At 32.2% G+C, this 25,462-nt stretch carries 21 protein-coding genes and 2 pseudogenes; 12 read left to right on the top strand and 11 right to left on the bottom strand.

What is annotated here, in order from left to right; all coding sequences use genetic code 11:
• Positions 1-79: 79 nt before the first annotated feature.
• From mqnE to DQN38_RS02885, 6 genes are read left to right on the top strand one after another with little or no spacing between them, the layout of a single operon-like run.
• The gene (gene mqnE, locus DQN38_RS02910; RefSeq protein ID WP_002848987.1) at positions 80-1,162 is read left to right on the top strand and encodes an aminofutalosine synthase MqnE; all 1,083 of its coding nucleotides are present in this window, start codon (positions 80-82) and stop codon (positions 1,160-1,162) included.
• Between the two features lie 9 nt (positions 1,163-1,171).
• Positions 1,172-2,503: an NCS2 family permease gene (locus DQN38_RS02905; protein ID WP_002848985.1), complete on the top strand. Its 1,332-nt coding sequence runs from the start codon at positions 1,172-1,174 to the stop codon at positions 2,501-2,503.
• Positions 2,504-2,512: 9 nt separating this feature from the next.
• Positions 2,513-2,956 carry a phosphoribosyltransferase gene (locus DQN38_RS02900; RefSeq protein WP_002848983.1) on the top strand — a complete coding sequence of 148 codons (444 nt, stop codon included), beginning with the start codon at positions 2,513-2,515 and terminating at the stop codon, positions 2,954-2,956.
• A 3-nt stretch (positions 2,957-2,959) separates the two neighbouring features.
• Positions 2,960-4,102 carry an MFS transporter gene (locus DQN38_RS02895; protein ID WP_065844065.1) on the top strand — a complete coding sequence of 381 codons (1,143 nt, stop codon included), beginning with the start codon at positions 2,960-2,962 and terminating at the stop codon, positions 4,100-4,102.
• Positions 4,089-5,297, top strand: a complete 1,209-nt coding sequence (locus tag DQN38_RS02890; protein WP_065844064.1) for an ArnT family glycosyltransferase — start codon at positions 4,089-4,091, stop codon at positions 5,295-5,297. Before DQN38_RS02895 ends, DQN38_RS02890 begins: the two co-directional genes overlap by 14 nt.
• A gap of 18 nt (positions 5,298-5,315) precedes the next feature.
• Positions 5,316-5,987 carry a prepilin-type N-terminal cleavage/methylation domain-containing protein gene (locus DQN38_RS02885; RefSeq protein ID WP_002848975.1) on the top strand — a complete coding sequence of 224 codons (672 nt, stop codon included), beginning with the start codon at positions 5,316-5,318 and terminating at the stop codon, positions 5,985-5,987.
• 2 nt (positions 5,988-5,989) lie between these two features.
• Here DQN38_RS02885 and DQN38_RS02880 read toward each other — a convergent pair whose 3' ends face one another.
• Together DQN38_RS02880 and secA are read right to left on the bottom strand one after the other, a co-directional pair.
• Entirely contained in the window at positions 5,990-7,180 is a 1,191-nt protein-coding gene (locus tag DQN38_RS02880) for an ABC transporter permease (RefSeq protein ID WP_029662474.1), read from the bottom strand.
• Position 7,181: 1 nt separating this feature from the next.
• Positions 7,182-9,749, bottom strand: coding sequence for a preprotein translocase subunit SecA (gene secA / locus DQN38_RS02875; RefSeq protein ID WP_002848972.1), 2,568 nt, complete (start codon positions 9,747-9,749; stop codon positions 7,182-7,184).
• 133 nt (positions 9,750-9,882) lie between these two features.
• Here secA and lolA point away from each other — a divergent pair, with 133 nt between their 5' ends.
• Complete coding sequence (lolA, locus tag DQN38_RS02870; protein WP_002848971.1) at positions 9,883-10,398, top strand: LolA-like outer membrane lipoprotein chaperone; 516 nt, start codon at positions 9,883-9,885, stop codon at positions 10,396-10,398.
• A gap of 45 nt (positions 10,399-10,443) precedes the next feature.
• On the opposite strand, the gene DQN38_RS02865 is transcribed toward lolA, so the two are convergent.
• Positions 10,444-10,914, bottom strand: coding sequence for a hypothetical protein (locus tag DQN38_RS02865; RefSeq protein WP_002848970.1), 471 nt, complete (start codon positions 10,912-10,914; stop codon positions 10,444-10,446).
• Positions 10,911-12,218: an ATP-dependent DNA helicase gene (locus DQN38_RS02860; protein ID WP_111738170.1), complete on the bottom strand. Its 1,308-nt coding sequence runs from the start codon at positions 12,216-12,218 to the stop codon at positions 10,911-10,913. The genes DQN38_RS02865 and DQN38_RS02860 overlap by 4 nt, the downstream gene beginning before the upstream one ends.
• Positions 12,219-12,275: 57 nt before the next feature.
• Here DQN38_RS02860 and DQN38_RS02855 point away from each other — a divergent pair, with 57 nt between their 5' ends.
• Complete coding sequence (locus DQN38_RS02855; protein ID WP_065844063.1) at positions 12,276-14,216, top strand: bifunctional C40 family peptidase/M15 family metallopeptidase; 1,941 nt, start codon at positions 12,276-12,278, stop codon at positions 14,214-14,216.
• A gap of 17 nt (positions 14,217-14,233) precedes the next feature.
• Here the strand turns inward: DQN38_RS02855 and ftsZ are convergent, their stop codons facing one another.
• The 4 genes from ftsZ to DQN38_RS02835 all read right to left on the bottom strand — a co-directional run bounded on the left by ftsZ (position 14,234) and on the right by DQN38_RS02835 (position 19,063).
• Positions 14,234-15,388: a cell division protein FtsZ gene (gene ftsZ, locus DQN38_RS02850; RefSeq protein ID WP_002848962.1), complete on the bottom strand. Its 1,155-nt coding sequence runs from the start codon at positions 15,386-15,388 to the stop codon at positions 14,234-14,236.
• A 13-nt stretch (positions 15,389-15,401) separates the two neighbouring features.
• Positions 15,402-16,886: a cell division protein FtsA gene (ftsA, locus tag DQN38_RS02845; RefSeq protein ID WP_002848960.1), complete on the bottom strand. Its 1,485-nt coding sequence runs from the start codon at positions 16,884-16,886 to the stop codon at positions 15,402-15,404.
• Between the two features lie 5 nt (positions 16,887-16,891).
• Positions 16,892-18,349 carry a peptidylprolyl isomerase gene (locus tag DQN38_RS02840; RefSeq protein ID WP_002848957.1) on the bottom strand — a complete coding sequence of 486 codons (1,458 nt, stop codon included), beginning with the start codon at positions 18,347-18,349 and terminating at the stop codon, positions 16,892-16,894.
• 120 nt (positions 18,350-18,469) lie between these two features.
• Complete coding sequence (locus DQN38_RS02835) at positions 18,470-19,063, bottom strand: class II aldolase and adducin N-terminal domain-containing protein (protein WP_002848955.1); 594 nt, start codon at positions 19,061-19,063, stop codon at positions 18,470-18,472.
• A gap of 108 nt (positions 19,064-19,171) precedes the next feature.
• Between DQN38_RS02835 and rsmH the strand changes: the two genes are divergently transcribed.
• From rsmH to DQN38_RS02820, 3 genes are read left to right on the top strand one after another with little or no spacing between them, the layout of a single operon-like run.
• Positions 19,172-20,095, top strand: coding sequence for a 16S rRNA (cytosine(1402)-N(4))-methyltransferase RsmH (gene rsmH / locus DQN38_RS02830; RefSeq protein ID WP_002848952.1), 924 nt, complete (start codon positions 19,172-19,174; stop codon positions 20,093-20,095).
• Entirely contained in the window at positions 20,092-20,373 is a 282-nt protein-coding gene (locus DQN38_RS02825) for a hypothetical protein (RefSeq protein ID WP_002848947.1), read from the top strand. Before rsmH ends, DQN38_RS02825 begins: the two co-directional genes overlap by 4 nt.
• The gene (locus tag DQN38_RS02820) at positions 20,373-22,334 is read left to right on the top strand and encodes an FUSC family protein (protein WP_111738169.1); all 1,962 of its coding nucleotides are present in this window, start codon (positions 20,373-20,375) and stop codon (positions 22,332-22,334) included. Before DQN38_RS02825 ends, DQN38_RS02820 begins: the two co-directional genes overlap by 1 nt.
• Here DQN38_RS02820 and DQN38_RS02815 read toward each other — a convergent pair.
• Positions 22,320-22,826 carry a hypothetical protein gene (locus tag DQN38_RS02815; protein ID WP_011731872.1) on the bottom strand — a complete coding sequence of 169 codons (507 nt, stop codon included), beginning with the start codon at positions 22,824-22,826 and terminating at the stop codon, positions 22,320-22,322. The two genes, DQN38_RS02820 and DQN38_RS02815, sit on opposite strands and share 15 nt — an antisense overlap.
• A gap of 95 nt (positions 22,827-22,921) precedes the next feature.
• Between DQN38_RS02815 and DQN38_RS02810 the strand changes: the two genes are divergently transcribed.
• The gene (locus DQN38_RS02810) at positions 22,922-23,794 is read left to right on the top strand and encodes a D-amino-acid transaminase (RefSeq protein ID WP_065844133.1); all 873 of its coding nucleotides are present in this window, start codon (positions 22,922-22,924) and stop codon (positions 23,792-23,794) included.
• A 57-nt stretch (positions 23,795-23,851) separates the two neighbouring features.
• Here the strand turns inward: DQN38_RS02810 and DQN38_RS09260 are convergent.
• Both DQN38_RS09260 and DQN38_RS09255 read right to left on the bottom strand, forming a co-directional pair.
• A pseudogene (locus DQN38_RS09260) lies at positions 23,852-24,463 on the bottom strand (methyl-accepting chemotaxis protein); the annotation flags it as partial.
• Positions 24,464-24,712: 249 nt separating this feature from the next.
• Positions 24,713-25,306, bottom strand: a pseudogene (locus tag DQN38_RS09255) (HAMP domain-containing protein); the annotation flags it as partial.
• Between the last annotated feature and the right edge of the window lie 156 nt (positions 25,307-25,462).

Below are 25,462 nucleotides of genomic sequence, written 5' to 3'. Positions count from 1 at the left end.
TTTCCAAAAAAAAAGCTTTTTTAAGCCCTATTAGCATATAATTGTCTCTTAAATTTAAAAAAAGGTAAAATAAACATATATGAATCTACTAGATAAACTTCAAAACAAAAAGAGGTTGGGATTCGACGAAGGTTTAATGTTATATGATTTAGATCTTTTTACTCTTGGAAAATATGCAAATCAAATAAGACGGAAACTCAACTCTAACAAAGTTTATTTTAACATAAACAGGCATATAAATCCTACAAATTTATGCGCAGATACATGCAAATTCTGTGCATTTTCAGCTCATAGAAAAAATGATAACGCCTATACAATGACTCACGAAGAGATAATGAAAGCAGTAGACGAATCTGTAAAAAACGGCGTAAAAGAGATACATATCGTATCGTCTCACAATCCTTTTGTAACGCCGCAGTGGTATCTAGAAATATTTAAAATGATAAAACAGAAATATCCGTTTTTGCATATCAAAGCTATGACCGCAGCTGAGATAGACTATCTAAAACGAAAACATGGTCTTAGTTATGAAGAGACTATAGACAAAATGATAGAATACGGAGTAGATTCTATGCCAGGAGGCGGAGCAGAGATATTTGATGAAGATATCAGAGAACAAATATGCAAAGGCAAAGTAAGCAGTAAAAACTGGCTTTTAATCCACTCTTTATGGCACAAAAAAGGTCGTCAAAGCAATGCTACAATGTTATTTGGTCATATAGAAAGCCGCGCTCATAGAATTGATCATATATTACGAATACGGGATCTGCAAGATAAAGCCATCAAAAACGCTAATTCGGGCGGATTTAACGCTTTTATCCCGCTTGTTTATCAAAGAAATAATAACTACTTAAAAGTAGATGAATTTTTAGGTTCGGCTGAAATTTTAAAAACTATAGCTATAAGCAGAATACTTCTTGATAACATTAAACATATCAAAGCCTATTGGGCAACTTCTACTTTAAATTTAGCAATGGTAGCTCAAGAGTTTGGCGCAGATGATCTAGATGGAACTATAGAAAATGAGAGTATCCAAAGTAGCGCCGGAGCAAAAAGCAAACACGGAAAAAGTAAAAATGAATTTATAGAGCTTGTGCAAACAAGCGGATTTATCCCTGTACAAAGAGATAGTTTATACAACGAATTACAAATTTACAACTAAGGAGGCGAAGTGGATTATTTCAAGCTTAAAGAGAGTAACACTTCAGTAAAACAGGAATTTAACGCCGGACTTACAACATTTTTAGCAATGATGTATATAGTGCCGGTAAATATGCTAATTATGAGCGACGCCGGTATGCCAAAAGAAGCGCTTCTTACGGCTACTGCGGTTATAACGATAATATCTTCTATATTTAATGGATTTTGGGCAAATACTCCAGTTGCGCTAAGCGTAGGAATGGGATTAAACGCATATTTTACTTACGGGCTTGTTATAGGTATGAAAATACCTTGGCAAACCGCGCTTGGCGTTGTGTGTATAAGTGCGATTATATTTGTCATTTTGAGCTTTACTAATTTTCGAATTTGGATTATAAAAAATATTCCTATAGATTTAAGACGAGCCATAAGTGCCGGAATAGGTGCTTTCATCTGCTTCGTCGGACTTAAACAGATGGGTATTATAGTAGCTAGTCCTGCTACTTTAGTCGCAATAGGAAACGTATCTGATCCAAAAGTTTTTATAGGTATATTAGGTCTTGTTTTGATAGTTGCTTTTTGGGCTTTAAAACTAAAAGCCGGATTTATACTAGCCGTTGTTGCCACATCGATGATAGCATGGATATTTGGAGTTTATCAAGCTCCAAATGAGATATTTTCAGCTCCGGCTTCTTTATCTCCTATATTTGGCGAACTTGATATATTAAGCGCTCTTAAACTCTCTTTACTTCCTGCTATCATTACATTTTTTATCACTCACCTTTTTGATTCGATAGGAACTTTAACAGGAGTTTGCAATAGAGCAAATTTATTTAACGACCACGATGAGGAAGGAACTAAAAAACTTGCTAAAAATTTAGAAAGCGACGCGATATCTAGCGTAGTTGGCTCCATAGTAGGAACTAGTACGATAACTGCTTTTGCAGAAAGTGCTAGCGGCGTAGAAGCCGGCGGAAGAACAGGGCTTAGTGCAGTTTTTACTGGAATGCTATTTGTATTAACTCTATTTTTGTTACCTTTATTTGGTTCTATACCATCAAACGCTATTTATCCGATACTTGTTATGGTTGGAGTTCTTATGTTTAGTGAACTAGGAAAAGTGAATTATAATGATCCGGCTATATGCGTATCAACGTTTCTAACTGTTATTTTAATGCCTCTTACCTACTCTATAACCGTTGGACTTAGTATAGGTTTTATCTCATATTTTACAGTTAAACTAGTTCTAAGAAAATGGGAAGATATAAACTTAGGCATTATCACATTAACGCTTATAAGTTTTTTAGCATTTCTAGTTACGTCTGCTCCATCGTTTTTTGGCGAGCTTATCGGTATAAATTAAGGAGATTAAATGATATTTTATGACTATGAATCATTTGCAAAAGATATAAAAATAATGGCAAAAAATATAAAAAACGAATTTGATCCGGACGCAATTTTAGGTATAGCTAGAGGCGGTTTAACTCTTGCTCATTCTCTTAGCGTTGCATTAAACAATAGAAATTGTTTTAGCTTGAACTCGGTTCATTATGAAGATACAAAAAAGCTTGATACTATAAATATTTTTAATATTCCGGACCTTAGCAAATTTAAGAAAATTCTGATAGCGGATGATATAATAGACAGCGGTGAAAGTATGATCGCTATAAAAAAAGAACTTTTAAAAAAATATCCGAATTTAGAGATAAAAGTAGCAACTATCTACTACAAAACCAAAGCTCTTTTGCTACCTGAATACAGCGTAAAAGAGGCGCATGATTGGGTAGAGTTTTTCTGGGATATAAAGCTGGATTAAACTATGAATAAAGTAGAACTGTTAATTATGTACTTTTGCACAGGACTTACGCTTTGCGTGTTGTACGCAACTCAGCCTATAGGTCCGGTATTTGAAAAAGAACTGAGCATTACAAGAACACAAGCTACTTTATTTACAACTTCTATGATGGCGCCACTAGCATTTGCTAGTATATTTTATGGATATTTACTAGAAAAAATCGAGATAAAAAAACTGCTTGTAGTCGCATTTTTGCTACTTGGGGGAAGTGAGATAACATTTAGTTTTACAAGCTCATATTTTTGGCTTTTAAATATTCGCGGATTTCAAGGACTTATAGTACCTGTGGTTTTAACAGGAATCATGAGCTACATATCTCAAATTTCTACCAAAGAAAATGTTACAAGCGCCATAGGAGCATATGTCGGAGTCACTATAATAGGCGGATTTTTAGGTAGATTTTTAAGTGGATTATTTACCGATATTTTTGGGTGGAGAATCTTCTTCTTATTGGTTGGAATATTGCTTTTAATGGCTGCTTTTTTGGTTTTTAAATTTAGTAGTAACATAAGCGCTAGCCTTATAAAGCCAAAACTCAAAGATATAGCTCATATTTTAAAAATCAAACACAATTTATATATTTATCTTATGATATTTGGTATATTTTTCTCATTTCAAGCTATACTAAATTTTATACCGTTTGAGCTTGCAAATTTAGGCAATGAATATAGCGGCAGTAAAACAGGTATGATGTATTTTGGATACATCATAGGCGTATTAGTAGCATTTAATTCTAAAAAAATAATCGCTATATTAAAAACGCCTTTAAATGCGATGATAATCGGTATAATCATATTTTTAGCTGCACTTCAGATATTTAGATTTGAAAGCTTTTTAGTAATGTTTTGTGCAATGTTGGTTTTTTGTCTTGGAAATTTTATCATTCATTCCATAGCAAGCGGATTTATAAATAAATTAGCAGATTCGCACAAAGGTATCTCAAACGGTTTGTACGTAAGCTTTTATTACGCAGGTGGCGCTCTTGGAAGTTTTATGCCTAGTTTTTTATATATAGCGTATGGATGGGGAGCTTTTTTAAGCCTTATCAGTGTTATTAGCGCCGTATCGTTAATGTTTGTATTTGCTTTGCGACATGAAAAGTATTAGTATTTTTAAAAATGAGTTATTTTTGCTATTTAGCGCTATTATATTTAATATTTTACTACTCATTTATAGTGTTTCAAATTTAAGCATAAGCTACAACGAAGCAATTATTTATTTCCAAAAAACAAACTTCTTAACCATAGTTACAAATGCTTCTACTATGTTGTTTGGACGCAATGACTATGCTTTAAGACTTCCTTTTTTGATCTTACATTTTTTAAATATATTTTTGATATATAAAGTTTCAAAGCCTATATTAAAAAGAAAATCTGATAGACTTATTTCGGCTATTTTATATATGTTTTTACCAGGAGTATTGGCAAGTGCTATACTGATAAATGAAGCCGGATTTGTGATATTTATAACTTTGCTTATTATATATTTCGAACAAAATAAAATGTTTAAATCTTTTATTTTTACGCTTTTAGTATCACTTATAATAAGCGAACCTTTTATAAGTTTATATATAGCTATAATATTTTTTGGAATATTCAAACGAGATAAAAAATTAGCTATTTTCGGGCTAATATTTTGTTTAGCATGGTTTTGGTTAAACGGTATCGACGCTTATGGAAAACCAAAAGGGTATTTTATAGACACGATAGGCGTATTTGCGGCGGTATTTTCGCCATTAATTTTTATATATTTTATATATACGGTATACAGAATCGCCATAAAAGAGGAAAAAACTTTTCTTTGGTTTGTTGCTATAACCGCTTTTGGAATCTGCTCTATAATATCTATAAGACAACGCCCTAGCCTTGAAATGTTTCTACCTTTTTGCGTGATTTTTATGCCTGTCATGGTACGTACGTTTTTTAGCTCATATAGAGCTAGACTCCCTAAATTTAGAATAAAATACAAATTTATTACAATTATAGTATTGACAACTCTATTTTTGAACTCGTCTGCTACTATATTTCATAACTTTTTATATGTATTTTTAAAAGATCCGAAAGACCATTTTGCCTATAAATACGACGTTGCAAAAGAACTCGCTCAAAAGCTTAATGAACTTGGTATAAGCTATGTAAAAACGGATCAAAATTTAGCCGTAAGATTGAAATTCTATGGCGTATTAAAAGGTAAAGAGTATATTTTAACTAGGAGTAAAAATGATAACTGTGACCAAACCGTTATAAAAATAAAAAAACTCGGCAAACAAATCGACAAATTTTATCTCTGTAAAATAATATAATTATGCTATACTACTACTATGAAAAAAGCATTTACACTAATAGAAATTATTATAGTATTAGTCATAGTCGGTATAATGGCGTCTTTTACGATTCCTAAATTAAACAGAAATGATCTTCGTTTAGCAGCAGATCAGATAGTAAGCCACATTCGATACACCCAACATTTAGCTATAATAGATGATAAATTTGATACAAAAGATACAAACTGGTATAAAGGTAGATGGCAAATTTTTTTTACCAAAACCATTGAAACAAAAAATAAGCAAACATATAATATATTTAACGATATAATAGGCGATTCTGCTGGATTTCCAAATAAAACAGAGCTGGCAAAAAACCCTTTAAACCCATCAAAGTATATGTCATCAGGATACTCTGGTGCCATTGATTCTAATAGCCCAGAAGCTAGTAAAGAGTTAAATTTAGAAGATACATATAATATAATAAATGTTAAACTGCAAGACGGATGCTCAAAACAAGGATCTCCTACTAGAATAACTTTTGATGAATTAGGACGCCCATACAAAGGAAATGTTACAAGCAATACTAGACATTCTCAAGATCTTATTACAAAAATATGTACGATAAAACTCACTCATACTAATAATGATTGCATATTTATAAAAGTCACGCCGATAACCGGTTTTGCGTATGTTGAGCAACCTGCAAAAAAAGCCGATTGCAAATAGCTCTACTCATTCCTAAGAGTTGTTAATATATCTACGTTGCTTGCTTTTTTCGCAGGATAATACGATGAAAATGCGACTATAAAAATAGCACCTATAATTATCATTGATAAATCGCTCAAAGATAGCTCCATAGGTAGTTTGCTACTTCCGTAAACATCTGCTGGTAAATTTATTATATCAAAACTCCCGAGTAGCCATACGCCAAAAAGTCCTAGAGCAAGCCCAAACAAGATCCCGCTTCCGCCTATACATAATCCTTGAGTAAAAAAACTTTTTTTAATCTCATTTTTACTAGCACCAAGAGCAAGCAAAAGAGCTATTTCTTGTCGGCGGTTCATAACAGTCATTAAAAGAGAACTTATGATATTTAAACTAGCAACTAAGATAATAAGCATTAAAACTATAAAAAGTGCCCTTTTTTCAAGTGCCAAAGCACTAAAAAAATTACCGTTTTGCTCCCACCAGCCAACTGCTTTTTGACCCGGCGGCAAGATATCGTTCAACTTTATGATATCTTGTTTTGGATTTTGAGAGTATATATGAATGCCATCAAATTTATCATCATCATACCCAAGAACTTTTCTCAAAGCATTAACATCTGTGTAACTATACGCTTTATCGTAAGCGATAAGTCCTGAACTAAAGTCTGCTACAGCGTTAAATCGCTTCATAGTAGGAACTATAGCTAGTCCAGTGGGGCTGTTTTGCATAAATATAAGAGTAATTTTTTCATTTTCTCCTAGCATAAATTCATTTTTTATGCCTTTGCCGATAACTATCTCAAATCCAGTAGGAATACTATCTTTTATAGCGTCTTTTATAACTGAGTTTATCTCTTTTTCATCATTGAAATCCACTCCAAATACAAGTCCACCCTCAAGTTGAGAACCGTTTTTCAATATAGTTTGAGTGCTTATATATGGACTTAGTTTTAAATTCGGAAACTTTTGCCTTAATTCATCTACGTCTAAGTTTGAAATCGATCCTTTAAGATGACTTAAAATCGTTATAGGATAGTTCATAGTAAAAAGCTTTCTTTCAAACTCTTTATCGAACCCATTCATTATAGCCATAGCGACTATCAACACCATCAAACCTATGCTTACGCCTAAAAACGCCAAAATAGCAGAAAGCGTGATAAATGGCTGAGTTTTATCAAATCTTAGATATTTTAATAGTAGATATTTTACCATACTAGGCAAAAACTCCTTTTTTTGGACCGCTTTTTCCGCAACAATCTTTATATTTTTTTCCGCTTCCACACGGGCAAGGTTCATTTCTTGCAGGTTTTTTTTCAAATTTATTTTGCAAATTTGCTTCGTCTTGCATTTTTTCTAAAGCTCTATCCGTATTTTCATCATCCTCTGTTTTAAATCTAACTATCTGAAGTGTCTTAATACTCTCATTTTTAAGTCTATTAACAAGCTCCATGAATAGATTGTAACTCTCTTTTTTATACTCGGTAAGCGGATCTTTTTGATTATATCCACGAAGCCCGATACCAGTTTTCAATATATCCATTTGATACAAATGCTCTCTCCAAGCACCGTCTAAAACTTGCAAATACAGAACTTTTTCTATATTTTTTCTTTGTTCATCATCTATAACCGACATCTTCTCGTCATAATCTTTTGCAAGTTTATCTATTACTTTATCTGCTAAACTATGATAATCCAGTCCTTTTATCTCATCTTCGTCTATCTTAGTTCCGCTCTCGCCATATACAACTTCGCAAAGTCTTGATATATCAAACTCATCTCCAAGTCCGCCATCAAATATATTGACCTCATCTAGCAGAGTTTTTACGAAATCCTGTCTATTTGATATAATTTTATCTTTTAAGTCATAATCTGGATTTAGAAGCTCATCTCTATACTTATATACTGTTTTTCTTTGCTCATTTGCGACATCATCATACTCCAATATATGCTTTCTACTCTCAAAATGTAAACTCTCAACTTTCTTTTGAGCATTTTCAACAGCTCTTGTTACAAGTCTACTCTCTATACTTTCACCCTCTTCTATACCAAGCCTGTCCATTATAGCTTTTATCTTATCACTACCGAATATCCTAAGAAGACTATCTTCAAGACTAAGATAAAATCTACTAAGCCCCGGATCTCCTTGACGTCCGGCACGTCCTCTTAGCTGATTATCTATACGTCTGCTTTCGTGGCGTTCTGTTCCTATAATATAAAGTCCTCCAAGCTCTCTAACTTCATCGTCTATTCGTATATCGACACCGCGTCCAGCCATATTTGTAGCTATAGTTACGGCGCCTTTTGCTCCGGCTTGAGCTATTATTTCAGCTTCTTTTTCATGGTTTTTAGCATTCAAAACAGAGTGTGCTATTTTCTCTTTAACTAACATTTTGTGAAATATCTCACTCTTTTCTATACTTGCAGTTCCGACTAAAACCGGCTGACCTTTTATGTTTGATCTTTTTATCTCTTCTATAACGGCTTTAAATTTTTCATTTTCAGTTTTATAGATAAGATCATCTCTATCTACTCTTTTAATAGGAACATTTGTAGGTATAGATATAACTTCTAACTTATAAATTTGAGAGAATTCAGTAGCTTCAGTCTGAGCAGTACCGGTCATACCAGAGAGTCTAGAATACATTCTGAAGTAGTTTTGAAACGTAATATCTGCTAAAGTTTGGCTCTCTTCTTGAATTTTTACGCCCTCTTTAGCTTCTAACGCTTGATGTAGTCCCTCGCTAAATCTTCTGCCTTCACTAAGTCGTCCGGTAAACTCATCGACTATAATAACTTGCGAATCTCTTACAACATAATGAACATCTTTCTCAAATAAATTATGCGCTTTTAGTGCTTGGTCAAGGTGATGACTGAGAATAGCATTTTCTAAATTATACAGATTATCCACCCCAAAAAGTTTCTCGGCTTTTGCTATACCTGCTTCAGTTATCATTATCGTACGGTTTTTTTCATCTACTACAAAATCTCCAGTAGCTTTAGAATTCGGAACTCTTGGATCAGCAGCTTCGCCTCTTACTAACTGTTTAGCAACTACATCTGCTTGTATATAACCATCAAGAGTGCGATTTGTAGGACCACTTATGATAAGAGGCGTTCTAGCCTCATCTATCAATATACTATCTACTTCATCAACGATAACGAAATTATGCTCTCTTTGAACTTTTTGACCGACTTCAAATTTCATATTATCACGCAGATAGTCAAAGCCAAATTCATTATTCGTACCATAAGTTATATCGCTATTATAAGCGATTTTTCTTTTTTCATCATCATACTCGCCACTCAGAATTACACCTACGCTAAGACCCAAAAAGTTATAAATTTCACTCATTTGCGTAGCATCTCTTTTTGCAAGATAGTCATTTACGGTGACGACGTGAACACCTTTTTCATCCATAGCGTTTAAAACGACTGGAAGCGTAGCAACTAGTGTTTTTCCTTCGCCGGTTTTCATTTCGGCTATTCTTCCGTCATTTAAAACCATTCCTCCTATAAGCTGGACATCAAAATGGCGCATATTTAAAGTTCTTTTTGAAACTTCTCTGACTATTGCAAAAACATCATTTAAAATATCATCTTTTGTCACTTTTTTTGATAATAAATCGACCTTTAGCTTACTAAATTCACTCTTCAACTCATCATCGCTTAAATTTGAATATTTGCCCTCAAGAGCATTTATCAATGCGACACGTTTGAAATATTTTTTAATCTCTTTATCGTTTCTAGTGCCAAAAATTTTCTTTGCAATAGCTGTAATCATCTTTTAACCTTATTTCAAATTTAATAAACTGTTATTTTATCTAAAAACGGTTAAATTTATGCTTTATGCTTTTGTTAGCTTATTTTAGGTAAAATTATACCTTTTAAAAGTACTCAGACTCTAAGGGAAAAATATGAAAAAATTTATAATCATTTTAGCCATTGCCATCAGCGTTTTTGGAGCTAACGAACTTGATTTCAATACGCTTTCAAGCAACTTCACGCAAACAGTCACGAGTCAAAATAAAAAAATAACGTATACGGGATACTTTGTAGCACATAAAGAAATAGGCGCATTTTGGCATTATAAAACCCCTGCCACTAAACTTATATATTTTAATTACGGAAGAGTTACGATTTTAGAGCCTGAGCTAGAACAAGCCATACTTACAGACTTAAAAGACTCTCCAAATTTAACAGAAATTTTAAGGGCAGCAAAAAAAGTTTCTAACAACGAGTTCAAAGCAGTATATGATGACACTTCATATAATATTAAGGTAAAAAACTCACTGCCATCAGAGATAAGCTATAGCGATAAACTAGGAAATATAGTAAAAATAACTCTTACAAACACGAGGAAAAATGAGCCTATAAATACAGGAATTTTGGAACCCAATATCCCTGAAAACTTTGATATATTAGCAAACTAAGACTAGATAGTTTGCTAAGTTTAAATTTATAAATAGCAAAAATATCTAATTTTCTCCAAAATCTTTTCCAAAGTCTTTATTTAAATTTAAATTATAGTTATCTGTTTTATTCTTTGCTCCGTTATTTGTAGGGCAAAGATCTCTTTCTTTTATAGCTTTTATTATCTTTTCTATATCTATTTCGTTCAAAATCTTAAGACTTATTATATAAATTTCATCGATATCTAAAGAATATTTTTTTGATATATATTTTATAAGAGTTGTTTTAAAGCTCTCTTTTCCTCTAGAAGTCATAAGATCTTCGGCATAAAAACTACCAACTACAACATTCAAAGAATCATAAATAGCAGACTCATTTACATTCTCGTCTCTAGCTATAAACTCTAAACTCATGGAGATTTTTTTCATATTATTTGCTCCTGATTTTGAGTATAAATCGCTCTCAAAATTATCTATACGCAGAGTTCCTGCAATCATAGATACACAAAATAGAACAAAAAGAATCGGTTTTCTCATATGTTATTCTCCTTTATAAATTTGCTATTTCTATAAAAATCACTAACCTCATTGTCTATCTTAACCACTTTTTTTAAATAATCTGCGAAATCTATATTTTTTGTGTATTGTATATAAAGTCCATCTGCGCTAATAGCTCTTGAAAGTGCGACATATAGCTGACCGTTTGCAAATATATTATCCAAGTTACAGGCAAATTTTTCTATACTCATACCTTGAGATTTATGGATAGTAATGGCGTAAGCTAATTTCAAAGGAAACTGCATATAGTTGGCTTTTAAAGTTTGCGACAATTCTTCATCTTTCATATGATAATCATATAGCTCATAAGTATGTGGTTCTACTCCTATGACTTCTCCGCTATCTTTTTGCACTAAAATAATCTCAACTCCGTCATCTCCTTTTACAAACTCTCTTATAATACCCTGCTCTCCGTTATAATATTCACCCCATTTATTAGCTAAAAACATAACTTTAGCTCCCTTTTTTAGCCTAAGTTCACAAGGAGAATTCAAATTTGAAATCCATTTCTGTAAAGCAACGCTGTGCAGTGAGTTATCATAAATTTTAGTTTTAGCCACTATCGTCTCTAAACTAGAGTTTATCTCGTTTAAACGCTGTTCATTTAATCTATCGGCTTCATAATTTCTACCAAAAAGAGCAGTTATATTGTTTGGAATTTCACGCACCATTTTGCTTTTTAAAAAGTCGCAAATTTCATCGTCTATCACTCCTATTCGTATTTTAGATAGTATCTTATAAAAGCTGATATCTTTAGTTCTTTTTGAAACTCTAAGCTCTACATTTGTGAGATTTAGACTATTCCAAGCATTTGAGCTAAATGCGTAATTAAAGCTAAATAATAGATTTTGAACAGATTTTTTTACTGGCGGAAGTTGATAAAAATCCCCTACAAGCAAAACCCTGCCTCTAAATCCAGACCAAATAAGTCTTAAACTTATCATCTCCATAAGCTCAGCGCTTACCATGGAAATCTCATCGATGATTAATAAATCACAATTTTTAAGTATTTTTTTTAGCTCATTTAACTTTGATTTTTGCTTTTTATCAAGAAGTTTTAACTCTTCAAAATTCTCGCTAATTCCAAATTTAAAAAAACTATGACAACTAACACCTCCTACTCCAACAGCGCTTATACCGGTGCTTCCTAGCACAACTACATTTTTAAACCCGCTTTTATAGTGGCTAATTATCTCTTTGATAGTATAACTTTTTCCAACTCCGCCACCGCCGGTTAAAAATAGATTAGAATCATTTAAAATGTTTAAAATATCGTTTAACAAATCAAACCCTATTTTTGTTATAATTACTATATTATACTAAAAATTTGAGGAAATTATATGAAAAGACTTGTTTATTCTGTTTTAGTACTATTTTTTGTCGGGTGCGCTCCCAAAATAGATCAAATTCCGCAACCAGAACCTATACTTAGCCTTAAATTTGAGCAAAACGCAAGTATTTTACCAGATCTTGGTAAAAGTATCAAAGCTAACGAATTTGAGCTATTAAGTAAGTTTTTTAGCGTCTGGAACGATGAGATCAAAGAGAGTAAAAACGAGCTTATGTGGGCTTTTAACATATATAAAAACAGTCCAAATAAGAAGTATTACGGAGAGAGTAAACTCCCAAGAAGCGATGAGTGGTTTTTGGCTCAAAAAAATAATGCAAATTTTGATAAGTTCAAAAGCATTTTGCAGCCTGCTATTACAATTGCAAATACCGAAGTTAGGGATTTTCCAACTATAGAAAAACTATTTTTAGATCCATCTAAAGCCGGAGAAGGATATCCGTTTGATTACTTGCAAGAGTCTGTTTTAGGTGCTTTTCATCCACTTTTAGTATCTCATTTTAGTAAAGACGGTGCGTGGGCATTCGTAAAAAGCGACTCTTTGTGGGGTTTTGTTAGATCAAAAGATATCAAATTGCTAACAAAAAGTGAAGCAGATGAGTTTCAAAGATATAAATTTGCGGTATTTACAAAAGATAATGAAGCGATAAAAGATGAAAACGGTAATTTTCTGTTTTATTCTAGGATAGGATCGATATTTCCGTACGACTCTGAGGATTACTTCTCTTTTAAATTTAAAAATAACTTCACAATAAGCAAAGAGTATGCAAAACAGTTTCAAACAATAAATAGCCAAAATTTAAAAACAACATTAAATGAACTGCTTGGTCAAAATTATGGATGGGGTGGAGAAAACAAGCTAAGAGACTGCTCACTATTTATAAAAGATTATTTTAGCTCATTTGGTGTTTGGCTACCTAGAAACTCAAAAGCTCAAGGACAAATTGGCAGAGTTATAAATTTAAAAAATTTAACAAATAATGAGAAAAAAGATATGATAAAAAAATACGCAATTCCGTTTTTAACACTACTTTATATGCCCGGGCATATTATGATATATGCAGGAGATATAAACGGAACTTTAACATCGGTACATGACTCATGGGGGATAAAAACTAAAGATAACGGCAGGGCCATGATAGGCAAAATCGCCATAACCGATCTAGAGATAGGAAAAGAAAACGAAAGCATAAGCGATGAGGCTCTATTACTTTCTAAAATAACATCTATGAATATAATCATACAAGATGAAAAATCAGCATTTCAAAATGGTTATGGAGTGAAAATAGAAGACAATAAAGTAATTTTTGATGATAATTCTAGTATGATTTTTGATGATGGAAAACAAAAAACATATGATGAACTCATAAAGCGTCCAAGCATAAAAGATATGCTGGCTTATGATTATCCGCTGCTTGAGCCTCTTGATGCAAAACTTATAGATGCGGGGAGATTCAGAAATGAGCAATTTTTCTCAAAAATATATGGAAAAACAAAAAATGAAGTGCAATCAAATTTAATTGATGTCGTATGGCTTAAAAATTCAGTCAATAAAACATTTAAATTTAACTCAAAAAACGGTGCTGCAAAAGCACTGCAGAAAGTTAGCGACGAACTGGATTTTATGGTAAAAAACAATCCAAATTTATTAAAATACTTAGATAATCCAGCAGGAACTTTCAACTATAGAAAAATATCAAAAACCGATCTTTTATCGGCTCATAGCTGGGGTATAGCCATAGATATAAATGTCAATATGAGCGACTACTGGCAATGGAGTAAAGACGGGAAATATCATAATAATATACCAAAAGATATAGTAGAAGTTTTTGAAAAAAATGGTTTTATATGGGGAGGAAGATGGGAACATTTTGATACAATGCATTTTGAATATCGTCCGGAGTTTAGCCAAATATGGCTAAACAAAGGATAATAAGGGGGTTTAATATATTAATCTAATTTAAAACGGCTCACTGTTGGTATATCTAGATCATCTGAATTCACATTTACATCATATCCAGATGCTCTTCTGTAAGCACCAAATATATTTTGTTCTCTTTTTTCTTGAACTGCTTCAGGCACAGGAGCAGCCTCAGGCTGTTTTGTACTGTTTTTATCATAAAAACCAGTAGCTACTAAAGTTACTTGAACTCTTCCTTCTTCCATAGTATCATCAGTAAGAGTTCCAAAGAATATATCAGCGTCTGCGTCTGCACTATCTTCTACTATAAGCATGGCTTCACTTATATCACTCATAGGGCAGCTTGGGTGGAATCTAAAATGCACTAAAACTCCCATTGCGCCTTTGATATTCATATCATCAAGAAGCGGAGATTGGATCGCATTTTTAAGAGCCTCTTGTGCTGCTTCTTCACCATCAGCCTCTCCAACTCCCATAAGAGATAATCCTCTATGACTCATAGCAGTTCTAACATCGGCAAAGTCAAGGTTGATATCGCTTTTTCCAGAACTCAATACTATGGAACTCATACCGCTAACAGCGCGAGCTAATATATTGTCAACCTCTTTAAAGCTATCTTTTATACCAGCTTTTTTGTCTATTATTCCCATAAGTTTTTGATTTGGTATAACAACTATGCTATCGCACTCTTTTTTTAGTTCCTCTATACCTTCAAGAGCCAATCTCATTCTTTTTTTACCTTCAAAAGCAAAAGGAGTAGTAATAACAGCTACCGTTAAAGCGCCTACCTCTTTAGCGGCTTGAGCAATTATGGGAGCTGCCCCGGTACCTGTACCGCCGCCAAATCCAGACGCTATAAAAACTATATCAGAATATTCCAAAGTAGTTTTGATCTCTTCATAACTCTCAAGGGCAGCTTCTTTACCGACTTCAGGAACCATACCTGCACCAAGACCTCTAGTTTTTTTCTCTCCTAACTGTATTCTAGTTGTAGCCGAAGAGTCTTCTAATGCTTGAGCATCGGTATTTGCAGCTATCAAATCAACGGATCTCATTCCGTCTTGATTATTTATGCCTTCTCTTACAATATGATTTATCATATTGCCGCCGCCGCCGCCTACTCCAACAACTTTTATTTTGGCGCCATATATGTTTTTATTCTCTTCTACTGTGAAACCGCCCATATCATCTCCCTTATTAGAATAAATTTTTTAGATAATTAATAAACTTAGAAAACGGATTAATGCTATCTGCCATATCTATCCTTTTGGCTCCAACATCGTTCTTTATAGAATCGTCATTTTCTATCTTTAAATCAATACCTTTTAGGTCATTATTTTGAGTATTTATGCTAATTTCATCTTCAATACCTTCATATATCTCATAATCTTTATCAAATTTATCTTTAGTGTCACTGTGTAATACTTGATCACGCTTTTCATCCATTTCTTTTACAGATATTAAACCTCTATTTTTTATCATAGGTTCATCTTTGTATCTTAGTTTTCTTTCAGAGTCTATCTCATAAGGAGTAAAATAGCCAGCACCATACAAACAAAGCCCTATCGCACACGAATTTGCAGGATCTTTAAATACGTCTATAGAGCTTTCAAACTCTCTTGGTCTAGCTATTCTTACTGGCATGCTATCAAATACGGCTGAGGCTAACTCTCTTAAGCCGTCTAATTTTGTCATCCCGCCAGTTAGCACAACTCCTGCTCCTGCTAGATCTTTATAATTACTCTCGCTAAGCATCTTAGCAAGTATCATCAAAGTTTCTTCTACTCGCATATAAATAACTTTTGTAATTACGCTAATATCAACTTCGTGGCTTGAGTTTTCATCTCCCAAATCAGGCAACACGATAAGCTCGTTGCCTTGATTTTTAAGTGTTCCGTATTTAACTTTTATATCTTCTGCAACTGTAGGAGGAGTATGTAAAATAGTAGATAAGTCAATTGTGATATTTGATGAGCCTACACCTAAAAACTCATTATACCTAATAGAGTTACCAGAATGAATAACCATATTACAACTAGCTCCGCCCATATCTATAAGTACGGCTCCCAAAGCTTTTTCATCTTCATTCAAAGTAGCTATAGCTGAAGCATAGCCGGATAATACTATATTATCAGCTTTTAAACCAGCTTTTTCTATAGCTTTTCTTAAATTCATAACTGCTGATTTTTGTACTACGATAATGTGAGCTTGAACTTCAAGTCTAGTGCCGTTCATACCAAGCGGATCTTCTATATTGTCTTGTTCGTCTATTTTAAAATTATACGGTAAAGTGTGTATGATCTCATAATCATGCGGGATCTTTACCTTATATTCGGCTGAGCTTATAGCACGTTCAATCTGTTTTATATTTACTTCGCGTTCTGGTATGTTTATAACGTCTTTGCAGTCTATGTTTTTAGCATCTTTACCAGATATGGATACTATAACTTTATCAAATTTTGTTCCTGCTATTCTCATTACATCATTTACGACTGCTTTAATAGAGTTTGATGCTAATTCAATATTTGTGATAGAACCTTTTTTTAATCCTTGTGATTTTACAGACCCCATGCCTATCACTTTAATCGCATTATCTGATCTAGTGCTGCTATTCTCACATTCAGCCATAATAGCACAAATTTGTGTGGAGCCGATGTCTATACCAAGTATCTTAGTTCCCACGATTATTACCTTTTATAGTATTGTTCAATTTTGTAACGTTTTTGCAAAGCATCTAATAGATCTCGCTCTAATTGTCCATTTTTTATAGCACTAGCATTTTGAGAGAGTAGAGCATTATACTCTTTTACTTTATCTAAATTTAAAAGTCTCTGCTCTAAAATACTATACACAACAGCCTTTGTATCTAACATAACATATCCGTTTTTATTTGGACTTTCAAATAGCTTCATAATAAACGTTAAATACTCAGTTTCGCTAAGTCCGTCGATACTTTTTTTAGTATCTCTACTTACAAATCCTATATCTTTTCCACTAAAATTATTCAAAGATTGTTTTGCTTTTTCTTCGAGAAGTTTTTTACCTTTTTCATCCATATAAACCTTGGTAAGAGCATCCTTTGCCTCTTCATAGCTCATCACTTCTGGCATATTTTTGCCAACTAATTCTGCTATCATATATCCGTTTTTGTACTCAAACGGCTTTAAAACATCGCCTACTTTAGCATCTCTTAGCTCATTTATAGGAAAATCCTCATTATCTTCTAATACTGTTACTGCAGTAGTAGCGTTTGATTCTCCTTTTTTTATCTTTAAATACTCTTCAAGGGCTGTTTTTCTAGCTTGTTTTAGCTCATAATCGTATTTTACATCATCTTTTGCTTTGTCAAAAGTTAAAAGTTTATCAAAACCGTCTCTATAATTGCCTCTGTTTTCTTCAAAAAATTCCTCTAAAACGGTATCATTCACATCTATATTAGTTTGCGGTATAAATTTTGTTTGTAGCTCAAATTTGCTCTTAGTTAGATATCTATTTTTACTTTTTTCCCATAGATCTTTTAACTCGTTTTCATCTACTGAAATACTGTTTTTATCGGCTTTGATAATGTTTATAGAAACCTTATCTTCCATAAAATAACTAGAAGCCAAAATATCCAAATCCGTCTGATTTGTTTTTAAATTTATAGCATCAAAAAATTTGTTTAATAAAAGTTTATTCGTAAGTTCATTTTCAAAATCTTTTGGAGTGATTCTAGCTCTTTTTAATGTATCTTCATATCTGCTTTTATCGAATTTACCATCTACTTGAAAACCTTCATCCGACGTCAAAGCCGCTATAAGTTCCTCTTTGGAAACCATAAGTCCTATATCGTCAACATAATTTAAAAATAAATTTTCTTGGATTAATCTTTGTAAAGCGATTCTATCAAGCCCCATTTCATCAGCTTGTTCTTGAGTAAATTTACCCTCAGATAAACTCGAATAATAATTATATAAATTGCTATAAGTTTTTTGAAATTCTTGGATTGTAATATTTCTATTTCCTACTTTCGCTACCGAAGTTGCTCTATTACTATTAAGATCATAAGCACCCCAACCAACAAAACCTGCTCCGACAAATGCAATAGTGCTTATCCAAATAGTCACAACCAAATACTTTTTATGCTTCTGCATCCAAGTTAACATAATTTTCCTTTATCATAAATCGCAATAAACATCGCAATTCTACCAAAACTCTGTTTAAATTACCTTAAAATCATATGCTAAAATTAAATTTTGTAAAATTTTACTAACTTTTTTACTAATTCACAAACCTAAATTTAAATTTTGAAATCTGCTTGCATAATTTATCATTTTACAACTATTTTCTAAAAGAGCTACCGTCTTTGCCAGATCATACGCAGTTCTTTCATATACATAAACACCATATCCTTTTATAACCATGATATTGCTGTTTTTTTCTATCATATACCTACATATCTCAGATGGAGCTCTCTCATACCAATCATCAAATTGCTTTATATCATAAATAAATATATTATCAAATTTCATATATCCAAAGTAATCTCGCGGTTCAATAGTTATATGATCCATGCTGTAAGCTGTCAAATAAGGCGGCATCGCGTAACAAATATATTTTGCCTCGCCGATATTTTTATATATATTTAGATGTATATCGCTATCTATGCTAGCATCGTTCCATCTATAATCTTTTTTGGAATAAAGCAAAGTCAGATCATCGTTGCTAAGTCCATCAAATATCGCATCTTTTTTATTGATAACAAACTGATTATGCTCGATTCTAGCCGATATAGATCCATGGAATATACCGAAAAAATTCTTTTTAAACATAGATGCGGATATCTTTTTTATCTCACCCATAGAGTATTCAATATTCATAACTTTTCCTAAATTATTTGTGATAATTATAGCAAATATCCGGCTTTTATTACAACTTCAATAAATTTATGCTAACATACTAAAATAATCTTATATTAAGGAAACGTGTTGGATTCGCCTCATATACCGGTTTTGTTAAAGCCTGTTTTGAACTCTTTTAAAGATATAAAAAACGGTACTATATTAGATTGTACATTAGGGTACGGTGGACACAGCGAAGCTATTTTGATATCAAATCCAAATTTAAAAATCATAGCTTGCGATAGAGATAGCGAATCTTTATCATTTTGCAAAGCTAAATTTGAAAAATACTCAGATAGAATAAAAATTTATAAAAGTAATTTTGCAGGAATTTTAAATAAAATAGACCACGAAGATATAAGAGGTATCTTAGCCGATATAGGAGTTAGCTCACTTCAGTTAGATCTTGACGAAAGAGGATTTAGCATAAATAGCAACAATTTAGATATGAGAATGGATAAAAATCAGACTTTTAGCGCAAAAGAGTTGATAAACTCATATTCAAAAGATCAATTAGCGGATATTTTTTATAAATACGCAGAGCTTCCAAATGCAAAAAGTTTAGCTCAAAAAATAGTAGACGCAAGAGACAAATCTCCTATAAAATCAGCAAAAGAGTTATCTAGTATTATAGGTCGTTCAAATTTAAAAAACAGAAGCGTAAGCATAGCTATTTTGGCTTTTCAAGCGATACGAATAGAAGTAAATAAAGAACTTGACGAGCTAAATAATCTTTTAAATTTAATAAAAAGTTCAAAAATAAACAATGCAATTTTAGATATAATCTCATTTCACTCTTTAGAAGATAAAATAGCAAAATCAACATTTAAAGAGTGGGAAAAAAGCTGCATATGTGATAATTTTGTTATGAAATGCGAGTGCGGAAATAACCATTCAATAGGAAAAATATTAACAAAAAAACCGATAACTCCGAGCGAGGATGAAATAAAACAAAATCCAAGAAGCAGCTGTGCTAAAATGAGAATTTTTCATATACAGAGGAATGTATGAGCGATAAAGACGAACTGTTACAAAGGCATGATGAAGAGCTTAAAAAAGAGCATAATCTAAACTTTCAATCTCTCATGGCTGCATATTTTATGCTGCTCCTAATACTCTGCGTTACGATACCGAAAATTTACATCAGTAATGAGATCTACTACACTAGCCGTGATATAGCGGAATTAAAAAATAAACTAAACGTTCTTTTAGAAGAAAATAAAGTTTTAAAAGCTAAACTAGAAAAAATAAGATATAAAAACCAGATCATCGATAATATGAGCTATTGATGAACATAGCTATTTCTAAATTTATAAAAACATACGATCCGGCAAATTTTGCCTTTAGTTTTGCCCTTAAAGCGTCGATTTCTATGATAGTATGCGGATGTATGGCTTACTATTTTTTCGGTGTTTACGGAGCTATTTTTGCTGCAAATGCGTCTATGAATCTATTTTTTATCAACTCTCTTGATGGAAGCGATTTTACTAAGATTAAATATTTTTTCTTATATGTGGTTTTAGCTTCTATGTTTTTACCGTTTGCAAAATTAGCTTATGAAGCGAGCTGGCTGCTGTTTTTACCTACATTTATTTGGATGCTTTTTGTAGGATTAAGTAGTTTATTTAATCAAAATTTAAACAAAATACTATCTATAGTCAATATCTCAGGACTAGTAGCATTAATAGCTCAAAGCAGCGGTGATTTAGAAGTTAAAAACAGTATTTTCGGGATAATTATCGGCGGAATTATAGCTTCAATTTTTCGTATAATGCACATAGGAACATACGGAAAATTTACTAAAAAAACTTACAATCTTTTACTAGAAGATCTTATGGACATGAGCAAAAACCTATTCAATACAAAGAATTTTGAATACTCTAGCGCCGAGTGTGAGAAACATATAGAAGCGATAAAAAAGATATTTGCAAATCAAAGTTCAAATTTAAAAGACGAGAGGATTATCATACACCACGCAAGGGCGATATTTTATCTATATAAGTCAGAAGATATTTTTCACTCTTTGATCGCTATAAAGAGATACTTTGGAACCATAAAAGATGAAAATTTACTAAAAGAGATACAAGATGAAATCACACATAATTTAAAAGAGTTGAAAAATATATTTAACGACAAAAACGCATATATCAAAACAGATGCTATAGATAAGCTAAACGATACGCAATACCTTATATTTAGAGCTTCTTTGAATGTTTTATACTCCAAATTTTGGCTTATAAAAAATGGAGGAGAAGATAAAATAAAATTAGAAAATGCTAAAGAAAAAAGCATAAAAATGATAATTTCTGATATAAACTTAAAAAACCCGGCCGTACAAAACTCGATCAAACTAGCACTTGGCGTATCTATAGCTATATTAATAGCTCAATTAACGCAGATAAATCACGGAGTATGGATAGCTATCGGAGTACTTAGCGTAAGCAGAGCAAGTTCATATATGACGAAAGTTGTTGGATTTAATAATATAAAAGGAGCATTAATCGGCGTTTGTTTGGGGCTTGTTCTTATATACTTTTTCAAAACAAACTATATTTTTATACCTATTATTATCATTTCGATCTTTCTTACGTTTTATCTGAAAAATTTCCCGACCATATACTTTACATCTATGTTTATGCTGGCTTTTACACTAATTTTTTCTGTGATAAAAACTGATTTTATAGATTTGATAATATTTAGAGTAACGGATATTTTGATAGGATTTTTTGTAGCTTTTGGCGTAACTGTTCTATTTTTCAGAAGATCTACCGAGCTAAAATTAAGTTCAAATTTCGATACACTTATAAAAAAACTAGATATATTGGCAAAATCTATCTATAATCAAAAAGGCAAATTTGTAGTAAAAGAAAACTCGGTTCTAATTGCATTAAGCGGTTATAAAACAGCGGTTTTAGAAAATGACAGAAGTAAAAATTTTAAAATATATTTAGAAATTTATAAAAATCTTTATGAGATAAATAGCTTACTTATAAATTTAAAAGATTACATAAAATCGATACAAAATAAAGATAAATTTGATATCATAGAAGCTCATTTTAACTCAGATATGAATATCATAATAACAAGATTTGAGATGATAGGCAAAAAATTGAACAAACTTCCTTATTATTTCTATGACGATGTAGAGGATAAACTTATATGTAATGACGAAAAAATAAGCTATCTCTTAAAAATTATAGCTGAAAAGCAAGCAAAAATTATGGTAAATACGGAGTTATTTATCAGATGACACTCTAAGAACAAGCTGATCTAAAACATATTTTTCAAGATCTTTTCTTGGTATCTCTTTTTTGATGGCTTCATTATAAATTATCTCTATTTTTTGAGAGTATTTCTCATAAGGAAAATATGGAAAATGTATATCCCAAGCTTTTTTTATAAGTTCATGACTTATACTTTTTCTAGCCCAAACTTTAAAAAAATCAAATCCTATAAAAACAAGAGCCGTCATAATCATCGTGCCTATAATAGAGTAATGAAAGTCTATTTTTTCAAAAATTTTATGCAAAATGATAATCGCCGCAGCTAATATAATAAAGCATAAAATTCCATAAATAATATAAAGTCTACCGTCTCTAAATCTAAAATTTAACTTAGATGGATCAACTAGCATTCCTTCATTAAATAGGCAATTAGCCTCAAGAAGATCTTTAAATAATACAGGTTGCTTTGATACGATAAACAGTTTTTTAAATATAAATTTTCTTAGTTTTTCTAACATCTTTTTTTACTTTTTTTATTTTTTGAATAATATATTATATCAAAAATAAGTGAAATATGGATAAAATACTCGAAATTTTAATAGGAGTAGATATTATGGCAGCAGGTGACGCAGAAAACATCGTATATTTAAATGGGGCATTTTTAAATAAAAACGATGCTAAGATCAGCATATTTGATCGTGGTTTTATATTTGGAGACGGAATTTATGAAGTAGTTCCTATAATAAACTCAAAGCTAGTCGATAAAGAAGATTTTTGGGATAGATTTCAAAGAAGCCTTAAAGCAATCGAGCTTGAGCTGCCTATAGATAAAGATGAATTTGAAAAGATACTTTACGCATTGATAGAAAAAAACAGCGTGAAAGAAGGCGGTATCTATATGGAAGTTACAAGAGGCGTGAGCGAACGTGAGTTTAAATTTATAAAAGGACTAAAACCTACTGTGATGGCGTTCGTTTATCAAAAAGAGATATTTAACAACGAATATGCCAAAACAGGAATAGAAATAATAAGCACTCCTGATATCAGATGGAAAAGACGAGATATAAAATCAATATCTCTCCTAGCTCAATGTTATGCAAAGAATGAAGCGTATAAAGTAGGTGCTTATGAGTCTTTTATGGTAGAAGATGGATTTGTAACAGAAGCAAGTAGTAGCAGCGCATTTATAATAAAAGACGATACCCTTATCACTAAACCTCTTTCCAATGAGATCTTGCCCGGAATAAGACGAAAAGTTTTGCTAGCACTAGCAAACAAAGCCGGACTTAGAGTAGAACAAAGAAAATTTACTATGGATGAAGTTTATAATGCCGATGAAGTATTTATCAGCGCTGCCACTTTGATACTTCTACCTGTTATAAAAGCCGACGGAAAACCAATAAACAACGCAAAGATAGGAAAATACTCACCAAAACTGCGTGAATTATATATAGAGCGTTTGAAAAAAGAAGCCGGACTAATGTAGTCCAAAAGTATCCCCAAACAAATATTTGGAGATACTTTAACTTGCACAAATTTAAAATCAAGTTTTAAATTTGTTAAGATTATTCTCAAGATCCAAAGACACCTCTTTTAGACTTTGAGAAGCACTGATAAATTTAGAAGCTATCTTTGTATTGTTATCAAGTATTGTCACGGACTCTTTGGACTGTTCTAATAAACTCTCAATTTTACTATTTATATCAGTAGTTTTGTCTGCTACTTCATTTGCTAGTCTCATAGACTCAGATGTCGTACTTTGAGTAGTTCTAGCCATATCCATAAGGCTATTTGCTTCATCACTTAAAGATGCTATATGAACTGCATTTTCATTTAAAGATGAGCCTAGATCTCGAACAGCTTTTATCATATTTTGTGCATTCGAATCAATATCTTTTAAAGAGTCGTTTGTTCTTTCGGCCAAAACTCTTACCTCTTCTGCAACAACTGCAAATCCTCTTCCCATATCTCCTGCGCGCGCTGCCTCTATAGCTGCATTTAAAGCTAAAAGATTTGTTTGATCGGCCACTTCGCCTATCATATCAAGGATTTTTCTCATATCTTCAGTCTGCTTAACGACTAAATTTGTTCTTTCAGCTATCTCTTGCTCTTTGGTATTTGTATCATTTAGGCTGTTTACAACGTCATTTAGCGAATTTATCATATCATCTAGCTCATCGTATGACTTTTTATTTGCCGATGCGGCTTTATTCGCTATCTCTCTTGAGATATCAAGCTCGTCAGATACGCTCTTGCTTACTTCAAATGAATTCTTAGCTTGCAGTTTTCCTGCTTCTGTACTATTTGATAACATAGAAGCATTTGTATTTAAATTTATAGTTTCATTTTCAACGCTTTTTGCACTTCCTTGAGCCGCTTTTACTATGCCTTGTATTTTTTCTATAAAAATATTTATATTTTTGCAACTCTGCCCTATTTCATCATCGTTTTTTACTATTATTCTAGCACTCAAATCGCCATCTCCGCTTGCTAAATCTTTTGCTCTGCTTAAAAGCTCTAAAACAGGACATATAACTACTTTTTTAAGCACAAGAAGCACAACCAAAGTAGTAACGATAAGAGATACTACAAATATAAGTGAAAATATCAAGCTTTTATTTCTAAGATCTGCGTCGATCTCGTTAAAAGAGTATGAAAGATCCATCACTCCTAAAACATCACCCTCTTTTACCGTAGCGTGACAAGACAAACACTCTTGTTTTGCAACCAAAGGAGTGACTAGTCTTAATTTATGATCCCCTTTTTCTTTGAGATCAAAAGTTAGATTTTGAGGATTAGAGAACTGCTTTTTTATAATATCATCTTTTGGAACTACTTTTTCCAAACCAAACCCATCTGAAAGGTCATCTGATCTAAAAATTTCTATAGAGGAAACACCTTTTATAGTTCCGGCGTCCTTTACGGACTTTTCTATCATAACAGGATCGCCCGTATTCATAGCTGCTTGCACAGTTTGAAATATTGATTTGCTTAGCATATCTAAGTTATTTTTTGTAGTTTGTGTTGCGGAATTATTAAATTGTCCAACAATAATAAACTGCATAACAACAAAACTTATAAACAATACTGCAATCATACTAAGTGCAATTTTCTTGCCTATCGTATTTGTTCTCACATAACTCCTTTTTGAATT

Origin of the sequence: Campylobacter fetus subsp. fetus, assembly GCF_900475935.1 — a bacterium.
Lineage (GTDB): Bacteria > Campylobacterota > Campylobacteria > Campylobacterales > Campylobacteraceae > Campylobacter > Campylobacter fetus.
The sequence above is the reverse complement of the archived record's forward strand: the minus strand, read 5'-3'. Positions and strand labels throughout refer to the sequence as shown.